A 13,651-nucleotide genomic window follows, 5' to 3' on the forward strand; every position below is an offset into this window, starting at 1 on the left:
GCCTTACGGCGTGATGCCTTGTGGGTGGCTGTACACCACCAGACGGCGGTCGCGGGCGAAGCCGGCCAGCGTGACGCCGGTGTCGGTGGCGAGGCGGATCGCCAGCGCGGTGGGCGCCGAGACGGCGACCAGCGTACGGATGCCGACTGCGGCGACCTTCTGCACCATCTCATAGCTGGCCCGACTGGAGACCAGTACGAAACCATCCTCCGTGGGCCGCCCCTGGCGGGCCAGGTGGCCGAGTAGCTTGTCGAGGGCGTTGTGGCGGCCGACGTCCTCGCGCAACGCGTGGATGCGTCCGTCCCGGTCCATCCAGGCGGCGGCATGCACGGCGCCGGTGGTGTGGCGCAGGCGCTGCCAACCAGGCAGTTCGGCCAGGCCGCGGGCGATGGCGGCGGCGGGAACCGGTTCGCCGGGGGGCAGTGGCGTTACCGGGCGGGCCAGGGCGTCGAGGCTCTCCAGCCCGCACAGGCCGCAGCCGGTGCGGCCGGCCAGGTTGCGGCGGCGCTCCTTGAGGGCCATGAAGCGTTCGGAGGCGATCTGCAGGCGCAACTCGATGCCCTTGGGATGCGGGTGTTGCTCGCTGTCGTAGAGCTCGCCGCGGGTGGCCAGGATGCCTTCGCTGAGGCTGAAGCCGAGGGCCAGGTCGTCCAGGTCGGACGGCGTGGCCAGCAGCACGGCGTGGGAGATGCCGTTGTAGACCAGCGCCACCGGCACTTCCTCGATGACTTCGTCGAGGTCGCTGTGGACCTGGTCGCCGTCCATGCGCAACACCGTGGTCTGACGGGTGGCGGGCCAGACGTGTTCTCCGTCGGTGGAGGGGAGGGGGCAGGAGGGCGTGTTCATCGTCAGGGCCGCAGGTTGGCGTGAGGGCGTCGCCCCATTGTAGCGGCGGGCGCGGCCGTGGAGCCGCTTTCAGGCGTGAGCGATGCGTGGGCCGCCGAGTTGGCGGGCCCGCAGTGCGCGGGCATCGGCCAGCGCCAGCAGACCGTCGGCGTCATCGGCGTCCTGCGGGAAGATGGCAATGCCGACGTGCGTGCCGAGCAGCGTGTAGGGCGCGCTGTCACCGAAGGGACGGTCGAGGGCGGCCAGCACCTTCGCGGCGACCTGGTCGGCGTCGGACGGGCGTTCCAGTTCGGCGAGCAGGATCACGAAATCGTTGTCGTCCAGGCGGGCCACCGTGTCGCAGGCACGCACGCAGGCGCGCAGACGGCTGGCGGTGTCGAGCAATTGGCGGTCGCCGGCGGCCTGGCCGTCGAAATCGTCCAAGCCCTTGAAGTCGTTGAGATCCACCAGCACCACACCGACCTGGCTGTGCAGGCGCTGGGCGCGGGTGATCGCCTGGCGCAGCCGGTCGGTGAGCAGGCGCCGGTTGGGCAGGCCGGTGAGGGCATCGTGGTAGGCGAGGTGGCGCACCCGCTCGTTGCCGCGTACCTGCTCGGTGACGTCCAGTGCGATGCCGTGATGGCCGACGAATGCGCCATGCTCATTGACGCGTGGCATGCCGCAGATGCTGAGCCAGCGGGGCTGACGTTCGTCGTCGGGGACTTCGAGGAGCAGGTTGCGGAAGCCGTGCCGGCTCTCGAAGGCACGCAGCGTGGCAGCCTGGCCAGCGGGCACGCCGTCGGCCCGGTGGAAATGCCACCAGTGGCGGCCGATGCTGTCCGCAAGGTGGTCGTCGTCGGCGCCGTGGCGGGTGATGCGGGTCAGGCGGTGCTGGGTGTCGGTCTGCCAGTACCAGTCGGCGCTGTGTCCGAGCAGGTCGTGCAGTTGGGCGCTGGCCAGTTGCTGGCGGGCCGTCGCGCCGACCCGTTCGCTGATGTCGCTGACGATCCACACTACTTGTCGCGGCGCCGGGCCTGGATCCACCGCCTGGGCTGCGATGTCGGCCCAGAAGACGCTGCCGTCGCCGCGGCGAAGGCGTGTGGATTCCCGGTAGGGCTGGCCACGCAGGAAGGCGCTGGCGGCGGCACGGGTGTGGCGTCGCCACTCGCGGCGGTCGGCCAGCCAGGAGGCCAGACGGCGGCCGGCGATGTTGCCCGGGCCGTCGTGGATGAGTTCGGCAAAGCGCTGGTTGCTGTGCACTACCCGACCGCCGTGGGACAGCACGATCGCCTCGCTTGCGTGGTCGAGCATGGTCTGATGGCGGCGCCAGTGCTCGCCGTCCGGTAGTGGCGTAGCGCGCAGGCTGCCATGCAGCAGGTCGTTGATGGCCACCGCGAGCAGCGCGAAGACGCCCAGCCACAGCCCCGCCAACGGCAGGGCTGGCGGCGGGCTGGCGAGGGTCTGGATGAACAGCGGAAGCAGGGTTGCGCCGGTGAAGATTGCGTAGGTGCCGCGGCTGCGCGCCAGCAAGCCAGCCCCCGCGACGATCACTCCGCCGAGGATGAGGAACAGCGTCAGTTGGGTGTGGGGGCTGGATTCGTAGGGGCCGAGAAGGGACAGAGCGCCCCAGGCGGCCCCGGAGAGCAGGGCCCCGACGCTGGCCAGATAGGTGTGCAGCGCGGTGTCGTCGGCCAGCGGATCTGCGGCCCGCGGGTTCAGGCTGCGTGTCGCCAGCATCAGCTGGATACTGGCTGTGCCTACCCACCAGGCGAGCAAGGGGTAGGGCTGGGACAGCTGTGGCCACAGGGCTGCCACGGCCAGGATGCATGCCAGCTGGGCGATGATGTGGACGCGGAAGCGGGCCCAGCTGCGCCTGCTGCTGTCGGCAGGCGCCAATAGCAGGGACGGATTGGGTGGAAGGATGCAGCCTGACTTCATGCGAGGGATGGGAACGTGGCGGTTGCACTGGGCGCCGACGCGCATGGGTTTCGCGTGGCCGTCGAGGGCTGCGACAATGGCGGGTGATGGGCCTGCGCAGGAATCCGGGATTATCCCGGCACCGGGCTGCGGGAGGAATATGCCAAAAGTCATAATATATGTGTTTGGATTCTAACTTCACGTCATCGGGATGCCCTCGGGCGGGGGCGGGCATGCGTTCTGAGGCAGATGCGGAGCGCGGCAGGGTGGTCGGCCGCTTCGCTCCGTCGCCGAGCGGCCCGCTGCATTTCGGGTCGCTGGTGGCGGCCCTCGGCAGCTGCTTGTCGGCGCGCAGCCAGGGCGGGCAGTGGCTGCTGCGCATCGAGGACGTCGATACGCCGCGCTGCGTGCCCGGTGCCGCCGAAGGCATCCTGCGCACGCTGGAGCGCTTCGGCTTCGAATGGGACGGCCCGGTGGTCTGGCAGAGTGCCCGCGGCGACGCCTACCGGGATGCCTTCGCGCACCTGCAGGCGGCCGGCCGGGTCTTCGGCTGCGCGTGCACCCGCAAGGAGATGGCCGATTCGGCGCTGGCCCGGGACGGCACGCGGCGTTACCCCGGCACCTGCCGCGACGGCCTGCCGCCGGGGCGTGTGGCGCGGGCCTATCGCCTGCGGGTGGAGCCCGGCATGGTGAGCTTCGACGACCGGGTGCAGGGGACCATCGCCGAGGACGTCGCCGCCGACGTGGGTGACTTCGTGCTGCTGCGCGCCGACGGCTTGTTCGCCTACCAGCTGGCGGTGGTGGTGGATGACGCGGAGGCGGGCATCAGCGAAGTGGTCCGTGGCGCCGATCTGATCGATTCGACCTGTCGCCAGATATTGCTGCAGCACCTGCTCGACCATCCGGTGCCGGCCTATGCCCATCTGCCGGTGGCTTGCAACACCGCTGGCGAGAAGCTCTCCAAGCAGACCCTCGCCCGCGCGGTGGACGAGGGTGAGCCGGCCCGGCTGCTGGCGGACGTGCTGGCTTTCCTCGGCCAGTGCCCGCCGGCCGACCTGGCAGAGTCGGGCCTGGCGGCGGTGTGGGCCTGGGGGTGCGACAATTGGTCGATGGACAAGGTGCCGCGCCGGCGCATCCAGCCGGCGCCCGGTTACGCTTAGCGGCGCGTTGTCGCCGGGACTGAGTGCGAACTCCGTGCCGGCGGGGCGGGTCCACCGGCTGTCGGGCGGGGGCGAGGGGCTTCTGCTGGAACGATCAGACTGGAGATCAGAATGAATGCAGTCCTATCCCGCGTCATGCTGAGCGCGCTGCTGGGTCTGGCGCTGCCGGTGGCGGCGGCGGAACCCGCAGCCCAGGCAGTGCCCGCGGCACCGGAGGGCGGGCAGGCCTGTCCGGCGCTGCTCAACTACACTTTCCCGCGCCTGCAGGACGAATCTCCGCAGCCCCTGTGCCAATACCGCGGCAAGGTGGTACTGGTGGTCAATACCGCAAGCTACTGCGGCTTCACCGGCCAGTACGATGGCCTCGAGAAGATGTACGCCAAGTACAAGGACCAGGGCCTGGTGGTGCTCGGCTTCCCGTCCAACGACTTCGGCGGCCAGGAGCCGGGCAGCAACAAGGAGATCTCCGATTTCTGCCGGCTGACCTACGGCGTCAAGTTTCCGATGCTGGGCAAGTCGGATGTGGTGGGCAGCACCACCAATCCGCTCTACAAGCAGTTGGCCTCCATCACCGGCGAGAAGCCGAAGTGGAATTTCCACAAGTACCTGATCGACCGCAGCGGCCAGAGAGTGCTCAGTTTCCCGAGCACGACGGCACCGGACAACAAAACCTTCGTCACCGCCGTCGAGCGGGCCCTCGCCGAACGTCCCTGATACCCGCGCTGGCTGGGGGCGCGGGCGGCGGACCCCGCGTCGGTGCGCTACGCTGAAAAGAGGTGGCAGCCGATCCGCGCTTGCGGATGGTGGTTCGTGGGCCACCGGAAGCGGGAGTCGCGATGACCTGGTTCGGTCCGACGAATACACCCATCACCGACTGGCGGAGCCGGCGGGTGTGGATCATCGGTGCGTCCAGGGGCATCGGGGCGGCGCTGGCACTGGAACTGGACCGGCGCGGCGCGCGGCTGGCCCTGTCTGCGCGTAATGCGCCGCGCTTGCGCCAGCTGGCGGCGGAACTGCATGACGCGCTGGTGCTGCCCCTCGATGTGACCGATGCCGGCGCCTTCACTCCGGCCATGCTGGACATCCTCGATAGCTGGGGCGGCGTGGATCTGGTCATCATCAGCGCCGGAACCTATACCCCGCTCCGGGCCTGGGATCTGACCACCGACTCAGCCCGCCAGACCGTGCACACCAACCTGCTGGGCGTGATGGACGGCGTCGCCGCGGTGGTGCCCCAGCTGATCCGCCAGGGTGCTGGCGCCATCGCCATCTTCGGCGGCGTGGCGGGCTACCGGGGGCTACCCCAGGCGTTGGCCTACGGGCCGAGCAAGGCGGCGCTGATCAACTTTGCCGAGATTCTCTATCTCGACCTCGCACCGCGGGGTGTGTCGGTCTTCCTGATCAATCCCGGCTTCGTCGCCACGCCGCTGAGTGCCAGGAACGATCCGGAGACGGCGGCTCTGATCTCGGCCGAGGACGCTGCCCGGTGCATCATCCACGGCTTCGCCGGCGGTGCCTTCGAAATCCATTTCCCGCACCGCTTCACGCGGATCATGAAGGTGTTGCGCTGGCTGCCGGACCGGGTCTACTTCCACCTCATCTCGCGAGGGGATGGCCTGTAGCCCGGTGGGCGGTTCCGGCGTGCCCAGCAGCCGCTGCAATAGTTGGCGTTCGCGGCGCAGCCAGTCCAGTTCGAGCTGGCGCAGCCGACGGAGGTGGGTCAGTACGGCGGCCAGGAGGCCGTCGCCGGCGGGGGGCGGCGCAATCAGTAGGGTGCCGTCGCTGGCCGCCCGCAAGCTGGTCCATCCGGCTTCCTCCAGCTGCAACGGAACACCGGGTTCGAGGATCTGCGAAGCGTGCTGAAGCTGTTCGCCGAGCCAGCGCGGCGGTGGCGTGCAGGCCAACTGGCCGTCCTGGACGATCAAGCGTGTACCGGCGTCGAGCTGAAGTAGGCGCGTTTCCCCGGCGTGAAAGCGCAGGCTGCGGATGGTGGAAACGGGGGCTGGCATCGTGGCGACTCCTGGCGGTGAGGAATGGCTCCAGCCTACGGATCGGGGGTGTGTACGGACAGACACAGGGCCTGACTTTCTGTGCCGGTACAGCGGCGCTACCGGTGGACTGTTATGGTGCGTCTTGTGCCGATCTGTGCCTGTGTCGGTGCGTTCCGATCGGAGATCATCGGGCGATGGAAAACGCCGAATTCGAAGACTTGCTGTATGCCCGCGTTGCTGGCCACTACCGGCGCGCGATCCATGCCGGCGTGCTGGCTCCGGGCGCGCGCATGCCTTCCCTGCGGACCCTCACGCGGACCCACCGGGTCAGCCTGAGCACGGCGCTGCAGGCTTGCCGCAGCCTGGAGGACGAGGGCCTGCTGGAGGCACGGGCGCGTTCCGGCTATTACGTGCTGCGTCCGCGTCACACGCTGCTGCAACCGGTACGCGAACCGGACCCGCGGCAGGCGCTGCCCGATCCGGCATCCTTCAGCGGCATCCACGATCGGGTGTCGGATTTCGTCGCCAAGTGCGAGCGCTTCCCGGTGCATACCAACCTGGCGCTGGCTTTCGGCGCGCCCGAGGCCTATCCCCAGGAAGCGCTGAAGAACGCCGCGCTGCGCGCCCTGCGGCGGCGTCCCGAGGTGCTGGTCAGCCCGGTTCCGCCGCAGGGCGACCCGGGCTTCCGCCAGGTGCTGGCGCAGCGTGCATTGGTGGCGGGTATGCAGCCGACGGCGGACGAGATCCTCGTCACCCATGGGTGTACCGAGGCGATCAACCTGGCCCTGCGCGCTGTGGCCCAGCCCGGCGACGTGGTCGCGGTGGAGTCGCCGACCTATTTCGGCCTGTTGCAGGTCATCGAGAGCCTGGGCTTGCGGACGCTGGAGATTCCCACCAGCCCGAGCCGCGGCCTGTCGGTGGAGGCCCTCGAGCTGGCTCTCCAGACCCACGAGCGGATCCGCGCGGTGGTGGTGGTGCCGAATTTCCAGAATCCCCTCGGTTCCGTCATGCCGGACGCCGAGAAGGCCCGCCTGGTGGCGCTGTGTGAAACCCATGGGGTCACGCTGGTGGAGGACGACATCTACGGCGCCCTCGGGGATGACGATCTGCCGCTGAAGAGCTGCAAGGCCTGGGATCGGGCCGGTAACGTGATCTATTGCGGCTCGCTGCACAAGATGCTGGCGCCCGGCATGCGCGTCGGCTGGATGATCAGCGGGCGCTGGGAGGCGCGGGTGCGCATGCTCAAGCATGCTCAGAGCCGGCCCAACGATGCTCTGGCGCAGATCGCCCTCGGCGAGTTCATGGGTAGCCACGCCTTCGATCGCCACCTGGTCCGGCTGCGCAGGCTGCTCAAGGCCCAGCGGGCGTCGATGGCTGAAGCCATCGCCAGCCATTTCCCGCCGGGCACGCGTCTCAACATGCCGCGGGGCGGCATGCTGTTATGGGTGGAGATGCCGGAGGGGCGGTCGTCGCGGGCGGTTTTCGAAGCTGCGCTGGCGGAAGGCATCCGCGTGGCGCCGGGAGCGATGTTCTCCAACTCCACGCGTTTCGATCATTTCCTGCGCATCAGCTGCGGCTTTCCCTTCTCGTCGCGGATCGACGCGGCCCTGCGGCGCCTGGCGCAGATCGTGGCGGACGGCCGCTGACGGCCGCCCGCGCCGCTAGATCACCAGCTGGGTGCCCAGCTCGACGACGCGGTTGTTCGGGATTCTGAAGAAATCCGTGGCGCTGGTGGCATTCTTCGACATGAAGGCGAACAGCCGCGCGCGCCATGGGTTGATGCGCCGCCCGAGCACGCTCGGGATGACGGTCTCGCGGGACACGTAGAAGGTCGTCTCCATCATGTCGAAGGATTCGCCGTAGCGCTTGCAGCACTGCAGGGCCTGCGGAACGTCCGGATCCTCCATGAAGCCGTAGCGGATCACGATGCGCAGGAAGCTCTTGTTCATGCGGTGCAGGTAGATGCGCTCCATCTCGTTCACGTGCGGCGTGTCGGCGGTCTCGACGGTCACCAGAGCGACCCGTTCGTGCAGGATCTGGTTGTGCTTGAGGTTGTGCAGCAGCGCGGCCGGCACGCCTTCCTTGGAGCTGGTCATGAAGACCGCGGTGCCGTTCACGCGGTGCACGTCGCACAGGGTGTCGAGGAAGACCGACATCGGGATGCCCTGCTTGGCGAGCTCCCGCCGCACCAGTCGGCGCCCGCGCCGCCAGGTGGTCAGCACGGTGAAGGAGACCAAGCCGGCGGCGATCGGGAACCAGCCGCCTTCGGGGATCTTCAGCGCATTGGCAGCGAAGAAGGCGATGTCCACCGCCAGGAAGGCGCCGATCACCAGCGCCACCACGACCGGATGCCAGCGCCACAGCAGGACCATCACGAAGGCCACCAGCACCGTGTCGATGAGCATCGTGCCGGTGACCGCGATGCCGTAGGCGGCAGCCAGGTTGGAGGAGTTCTTGAAGCCGAGGACCAGCGCCACTACGGCCAGGTAGAGGGTCCAGTTGGTGAAGGGGACGTAGATCTGGCCGGCCTCGGCACCCGATGTATGGACGATCAGCATGCGTGGCAGGAAACCCATCTGCACCGCCTGGCGGGCCACTGAGAAGGCTCCCGAGATGACCGCCTGGGAGGCGATCACGGTGGCCAGCGTGGCCAGGATGACCAGTGGGATCGTGGCCCAGTTGGGGCCCAGGTGGAAGAAGGGGCTTTCGATGGCGGCCGGCTCGTTGAGCAGCAGGGCGCCCTGGCCGAAGTAGTTGAGCACCAGCGCCGGCAGCACGAAGCCGAACCAGGCCAGGCGGATCGGGAAACGGCCGAAGTGGCCCATGTCGGTGTACAAGGCCTCGCCGCCGGTCACCGACAGCACCACCGAGCCGAGGGCCAGGAAGGCGAGCTGTGGGTGATGGGTGATGAAGCCGATGGCGTAGGCCGGATTGAGGGCCGTCAGCACGGCCGGGTGGCGGCTGATCTCGAGGATGCCGAGCAGGCCGAGGACCGCGAACCAGCCGATCATCACCGGCCCGAAGAACATGCCTACGGTGCCGGTGCCGCGTTTCTGGATGAAGAACAGTACGGTCAGGATCACCAGCGTCAGCGGCAGCACGTAGCGGGTGAGCTCCGACGAGACGATCTCCAGCCCTTCCACCGCCGACAACACCGAGATGGCCGGGGTGATCATGCTGTCGCCGTAGAACAGCGCCGCGGCGAAGATGCCCAGCAGCGAGATGGCCCAGGTCACGACCCGGTTGTGGGAGTTCTCGGTGATCAGCGACAGCAAGGCCAGGGAGCCGCCTTCGCCGCGGTTGTCGGCGCGCATGATCACGCTGACGTACTTGACGGTGACCAGCGCCATGATCGACCAGAACACCAGCGACAGCACGCCGAGGATGTTGTCCGGGGTGACCGGGATGGGGTGATGCCCGTTGAAGATTTCCTTGAGGGCATACAGCGGGCTGGTGCCGATGTCGCCGAAGACGACGCCGATGGCGCTGACGACGATGGGGGCGAGGGGCTTTCGGGAGTGTTCGGAGGACACGGCCGGGCTCTTTCTTTTTTGTTGATCGGGAAGGCGCTGCTTGCGGCCACCGGTCTATTGTCCGGGTCTGGCTCCCGCCGATATTGACCTGTCGCAAGCCGGTGCTCGTGGGCGGGGCCTCATCCACGCGTGTGCGTGAGTGCAAGGGGGCGCGACAGATTACACCGTACGCCGTCGTGTGGTACTCCTGCTGCAGCGGGGGGAGGGAGATCGCTAAAGGAAAGGATATGCCTGCCAGTGGCGGGCAAACCGATGACGGAGGCGGGGTCGTGACGGAGAAAGTGACGGAGCGCCCAGGGCGTGCTCTCCGTCACAGGGGGCCGTTCAGGGCTTGAGGGCTGGGTGCTTCAGGGCGTGGGCCGCTTCCATCAGGTAGTGGCGGCCTTCTTCTTCGTCCCGCGGCAGGCCCAGCTCGCCGTTGAGATGGGCCATCGCTAGGGTCTGGCAGGCTTCCGGGTGGTCCTGCTCAGCGGCGGCGACGTACAGGCGCAGCGCTTCCGTGTCGTTGCGGGGGACGCCGTCGCCTTCCCGGTAGGCGTTGGCGAGCAGGAACTGGGCTGCTGCGATGTCGGCGTCAGCGGCCTGGCGTAGCCAGCGGGCCGCTTCGGCGTGATCCGTCTTCACCCCGTAGCCATCCCGCCACGCGATGCCCAGGTAGTAGGCTGCGCCGGCATGGCCGGCCTTGCCGGCCGCCGAGAACCACGCGAAGGCGCGCGCCGCGTCGGCGGAAACCCCGGCGGCGCCGGCCGAGTAAAGCTTGCCGAGCTGGAAGCGGGCCTCCACGTCGCCGTCCTCTACGGCCCGGCGCAGCCACCGCAGCCCCTTCCCGTCCTGGTCGCCACGGCTCAGTAAGGCCAGGCCCAGCGTGCGGCGGGCGTCGGCTCCGCCACCGTCGGCCAGGGCGGTCAGGCGGGCCAGCGCGGCGTCCTGCCGGCCGGGGCCGGCGAGGATCTGCAGCTGCGCCAGTTCGGCCGTCGTCGGGGCCGGTGTGCGGCTGGCCCAGGCGATGCCGCCCAAGGCCGCCGCCGCGGCCAGCAGGGCTGCGGCGAGGCGCGCTTGGTGGGGCTTACTTGGAAAGATCGATCGCATACAGGGCGAGGCTCTTGCCGCTGCCGTCGTCGGCTTGCAGTTGGGTGATTCCGGTCAGGCCGGCGGCCTGGGCGAGGGCCAGCTTGCCCGGCGCCGAGTGGAAGACCACCTGCCCGGCGGTCGTCACCGGCGTGAAGCGCCAGCTGCGGTCCGATCCATTGGCGGCGCGGGTGATCGTCTTCGCCGTCTTGATGTACTGGATCAGCACGTCCCGGTTGGCATCCGGCGAGGCGTAGATGGTCTTGCTGCCGTCCAGGCCCGGGAAGCTGCCGCCGCCGCTGGCCCGGTAGTTGTTGGTGGCGACGATGAAGGCCTTGGCCGGATCGATGGCCACGCCCTTGTACTTGAGGTTGACGATGCGGCTGCCAACCGGTTTGGTCACGTCGATCTCGTAGCGGATGTCGGCGCTGGTGAACATGTCGAAGTTGTAGCCGGGGAAGCTGCTGATCAGTTCCTGCTGGGCTGTGCTCGCCGGGTCGATCTGGTTGAAGCGCTTGGCGGCGGTTTCCAGCCAGTTCTTGATATCTGAGCCGCTGACCTTCACCGCGTAGATGGTGTTGGGGTACAGGTAGAGGTCGGCGGCGTTGTTGATCGCCAGGTTGCCTTGCTGCACGTCGGTGTAGTCGGTGCCGCCAGCGAAGCCGCTCTTGAACGGGGCGCTGACCGACAGCACCGGCAGCGCGGCGTACTGGGGCAGGTTGGCGGCTACGTATTTGGCTACGTAGTCTGCCTGGGCCTGGTTCACTAACTCGATGGCGCCGGGATCGCCGACGTCGGCGAAGTAGCTGGACATCTCGAAGTCGGTGCTGCCGATCGGCGTCTTCACGTAGTCGATGGTGGCCTGATGTTCGGTGGCGATCGCTGCGGCGACGGTCGGATCGACGGCCACGTAGCTCTTGTCGGCGTTCTGCGTGGAGCGGGCCTGAACGACGGTTTTGCTCTTGTCGATGGTCCAGGTCTTACCGTCGTAGGTCAGATCGAACTTGATGACGCCCAGGTGCTTGCCCCAGTAGTTGGCCATCACGGTCGGCACGCCGTTCACGGTGCCGGCCACCTTGTCCACGCCGGGCAGATTGAACTGGGACACGGTGCTGGTGGCGTTGGGGAAGATCTGGTGGGAATGGCCGATCAGCATGGCGTCCACGCCGGCCACCTTGGACAGGTGGTAGCTGCCGTTCTCCATCGTCGGCGAGTAGGTGCTGTCGTCGAGGCCACCGTGGGAGATCACCACCACCAGGTCGGCGCCTTTGGCGCGCATTTCGGGGATGTACTTCTCGGCGGCTTCCTTGACACCGACCGTGTAGACCTTGCCGTCCAGCCAGCGTTTGTCCCAGCTCATGATGGTGGGCGGGGTAAAGCCGATGATGCCGACCTTGACGGTGCCGGTGACCGGTTTGCCGTCCGGGCCGGTGGCGGTGACGGTCTTGTTGATGATGGTGTAGGGCTGGAACAGCGGGGCGCTGGTCTTGACGCTGTTCACGTTGGCCAGCACCTGCGGGAAGCTCGGGCCCTTGCAGGTCGGCTGGGCGGCCGGATCGGCCAGGCCATCCACGTTGAAGCGGTTGCCGGTGACCTGGCTCAGGAAGGGCAGGCCATAGTTGAACTCATGGTTGCCGATGCCACCGCCTTCGAAGCCGGCGGCGTTCATCACCTTGTAGATGGCCAGCGGCTGGCTGCAGGACACCGGGTTGACCAGCGCCTGGTAATCGGACAACGCGGTGCCCTGGATGGTGTCGCCGTTGTCGAGCAGCAGGGTGTTGGGGAATTCCTGGCGGGCCTGGGTGATCAGTGTGGCGGTGCGCTCGAAACCGAGGGATTTGTCTTCGGCGAGCTTGAAGTAGTCATAGCTCAGCACATTGGTGTGCAGGTCGGTGGTTTCCAGCAGGGCCAGCGTGGCCTTGGTGCCGGTGGGCACGTTCTGGCTGTCGTGGTTGCTGCTGCCGCAGCCGTGCAGGAACAGGCTGGCCAGCAGGCAGCCGGCGGCCACTTCGAGGCGGGAATAGATCGTGGAAGACATGGAACACCAGGCGGGCGAAGGAAAGCCAGGGAGGATCGCCGCTGCTGGTTGCGAAAGCATGACGATATTCTTGCGTCCATGCGTAAGAGGAGTGAAGTCGGTGCCGTGGGGCAGGTTGCGTGGAGAGCGCAGGTTGCCCGATGGCTCGAAATGACGGGTGGCGCAATGCTGACGGTCTGCAATATGACTTCGCAATGTGCAAAAATGATAGCCCTTCCGGCCCATGGGCCATCTTTGGAGATTCCCATGGGATTGCGACTCAAGTTCAACCTGGTACTGCTGGCTGTGTTCCTGGCCGGATTCGGTGTGGCCGGCTACATCTCCCACGACCTGCTGTACCGCCACGCCCGCGAGCAGGTGCTCGGCGAGGCGCGGCTGGTCATGGAGGCGGCGCTGGCGATCCGCGGCTATACGGTTGGCCAGGTGAAGCCGCACCTCAACCTGCTGATGGACAAGCAGTTCCTGCCGCAGACGGTGCCGGCCTATGCGGCCACCGAGACCCTCAACGAGCTGCACAAGAAGTACCCCAACTACGCCTACAAGGAAGCCACTCTCAACCCGACCAACCCGCGCGACCGGGCGGCGGACTGGGAGGCGGACCTCGTCAACACCTTCCGCAACACGCCGGACAGCAAGGAGATCACCGGCCAGCGCGACACGCCCACCGGACCTGCGCTGTACGTGGCGCATCCGATCCGCATCGAGACGGCGGCCTGTCTGCCCTGTCACAGCTCGCCCGAGGCGGCGCCGCCGAGCATGATCAAGGTGTATGGGAGCGCCAACGGCTTCGGCTGGAAGCTCAACGAGGTGGTCGGCGCCCAGGTGGTGTCGGTGCCGATGTCGGTGCCGCTGGACAACGCCGCTCAGGCCTTCAGCACCTTCATGATGTCCCTGGCGGCGGTTTTCGTGGCGGTCTTCGCGGTGCTCAACCTGATGCTGTCCTGGCTGATCATCCGCCCGGTGTCGCGCATGTCGGACGCGGCGGACAAGATCAGCACCGGCGACTTCAACCAGCCGGAGTTCCCGGAGGGCGGCAAGGACGAAGTGTCTGTGCTGGCCAGTTCCTTCAACCGCATGCGTCGCAGCCTCGAGAAGGCGATGCAGATGATCGACGCTTGA

At 67.7% G+C, this 13,651-nt stretch carries 10 protein-coding genes; 5 read left to right on the top strand and 5 right to left on the bottom strand.

What is annotated here, in order from left to right; translation table 11 throughout:
- Positions 1-3: 3 nt before the first annotated feature.
- Both fdhD and AC1PPK_RS09770 read right to left on the bottom strand, forming a co-directional pair.
- Positions 4-846, bottom strand: a complete 843-nt coding sequence (fdhD, locus tag AC1PPK_RS09765; RefSeq protein ID WP_481117626.1) for a formate dehydrogenase accessory sulfurtransferase FdhD — start codon at positions 844-846, stop codon at positions 4-6.
- Positions 847-915: 69 nt separating this feature from the next.
- Complete coding sequence (locus AC1PPK_RS09770) at positions 916-2,808, bottom strand: diguanylate cyclase domain-containing protein (RefSeq protein ID WP_481117627.1); 1,893 nt, start codon at positions 2,806-2,808, stop codon at positions 916-918.
- A 167-nt stretch (positions 2,809-2,975) separates the two neighbouring features.
- Here AC1PPK_RS09770 and gluQRS point away from each other — a divergent pair, with 167 nt between their 5' ends.
- From gluQRS to AC1PPK_RS09790, 4 genes are all read left to right on the top strand, one after another.
- Positions 2,976-3,902, top strand: a complete 927-nt coding sequence (gluQRS, locus tag AC1PPK_RS09775; protein ID WP_481117628.1) for a tRNA glutamyl-Q(34) synthetase GluQRS — start codon at positions 2,976-2,978, stop codon at positions 3,900-3,902.
- Positions 3,903-4,013: 111 nt separating this feature from the next.
- Positions 4,014-4,616, top strand: a complete 603-nt coding sequence (locus AC1PPK_RS09780; RefSeq protein WP_481117629.1) for a glutathione peroxidase — start codon at positions 4,014-4,016, stop codon at positions 4,614-4,616.
- Positions 4,617-4,738: 122 nt separating this feature from the next.
- Positions 4,739-5,524 (top strand): SDR family NAD(P)-dependent oxidoreductase, encoded by a 786-nt coding sequence (locus tag AC1PPK_RS09785; protein WP_481117630.1) that lies wholly within the window; start codon positions 4,739-4,741, stop codon positions 5,522-5,524.
- A 563-nt stretch (positions 5,525-6,087) separates the two neighbouring features.
- Positions 6,088-7,539 carry an aminotransferase-like domain-containing protein gene (locus AC1PPK_RS09790; protein WP_481117631.1) on the top strand — a complete coding sequence of 484 codons (1,452 nt, stop codon included), beginning with the start codon at positions 6,088-6,090 and terminating at the stop codon, positions 7,537-7,539.
- A 15-nt stretch (positions 7,540-7,554) separates the two neighbouring features.
- On the opposite strand, the gene AC1PPK_RS09795 is transcribed toward AC1PPK_RS09790, so the two are convergent.
- The 3 genes from AC1PPK_RS09795 to AC1PPK_RS09805 form a co-directional block, all read right to left on the bottom strand.
- Positions 7,555-9,426, bottom strand: coding sequence for a potassium transporter Kup (locus AC1PPK_RS09795; RefSeq protein WP_481117632.1), 1,872 nt, complete (start codon positions 9,424-9,426; stop codon positions 7,555-7,557).
- Positions 9,427-9,750: 324 nt separating this feature from the next.
- Positions 9,751-10,515 carry a tetratricopeptide repeat protein gene (locus tag AC1PPK_RS09800; protein WP_481117633.1) on the bottom strand — a complete coding sequence of 255 codons (765 nt, stop codon included), beginning with the start codon at positions 10,513-10,515 and terminating at the stop codon, positions 9,751-9,753.
- A complete protein-coding gene (locus AC1PPK_RS09805) occupies positions 10,493-12,532 on the bottom strand; it encodes a bifunctional 2',3'-cyclic-nucleotide 2'-phosphodiesterase/3'-nucleotidase (RefSeq protein WP_481117634.1) in 2,040 nt (679 codons plus the stop codon). The genes AC1PPK_RS09800 and AC1PPK_RS09805 overlap by 23 nt, the downstream gene beginning before the upstream one ends.
- Positions 12,533-12,778: 246 nt before the next feature.
- On the opposite strand from AC1PPK_RS09805, the gene AC1PPK_RS09810 reads away from it, so the two are divergent.
- The gene (locus AC1PPK_RS09810; RefSeq protein ID WP_481117635.1) at positions 12,779-13,651 is read left to right on the top strand and encodes a c-type heme family protein; all 873 of its coding nucleotides are present in this window, start codon (positions 12,779-12,781) and stop codon (positions 13,649-13,651) included.

The sequence above is a fragment of the Zoogloea sp. JDB1 genome (assembly GCF_056724025.1).

Coding starts and splice junctions, on each gene's coding strand:
- fdhD (WP_481117626.1), bottom strand. CDS start 846: ATGAACACGCCCTCCTGCCCCCTCCCCTCCACCGACGGAGAACACGTC.
- AC1PPK_RS09805 (WP_481117634.1), bottom strand. CDS start 12,532: ATGTCTTCCACGATCTATTCCCGCCTCGAAGTGGCCGCCGGCTGCCTG.
- gluQRS (WP_481117628.1), top strand. CDS start 2,976: ATGCGTTCTGAGGCAGATGCGGAGCGCGGCAGGGTGGTCGGCCGCTTC.
- AC1PPK_RS09785 (WP_481117630.1), top strand. CDS start 4,739: ATGACCTGGTTCGGTCCGACGAATACACCCATCACCGACTGGCGGAGC.
- AC1PPK_RS09800 (WP_481117633.1), bottom strand. CDS start 10,515: ATGCGATCGATCTTTCCAAGTAAGCCCCACCAAGCGCGCCTCGCCGCA.
- AC1PPK_RS09780 (WP_481117629.1), top strand. CDS start 4,014: ATGAATGCAGTCCTATCCCGCGTCATGCTGAGCGCGCTGCTGGGTCTG.
- AC1PPK_RS09810 (WP_481117635.1), top strand. CDS start 12,779: ATGGGATTGCGACTCAAGTTCAACCTGGTACTGCTGGCTGTGTTCCTG.
- AC1PPK_RS09790 (WP_481117631.1), top strand. CDS start 6,088: ATGGAAAACGCCGAATTCGAAGACTTGCTGTATGCCCGCGTTGCTGGC.
- AC1PPK_RS09770 (WP_481117627.1), bottom strand. CDS start 2,808: ATGCGCGTCGGCGCCCAGTGCAACCGCCACGTTCCCATCCCTCGCATG.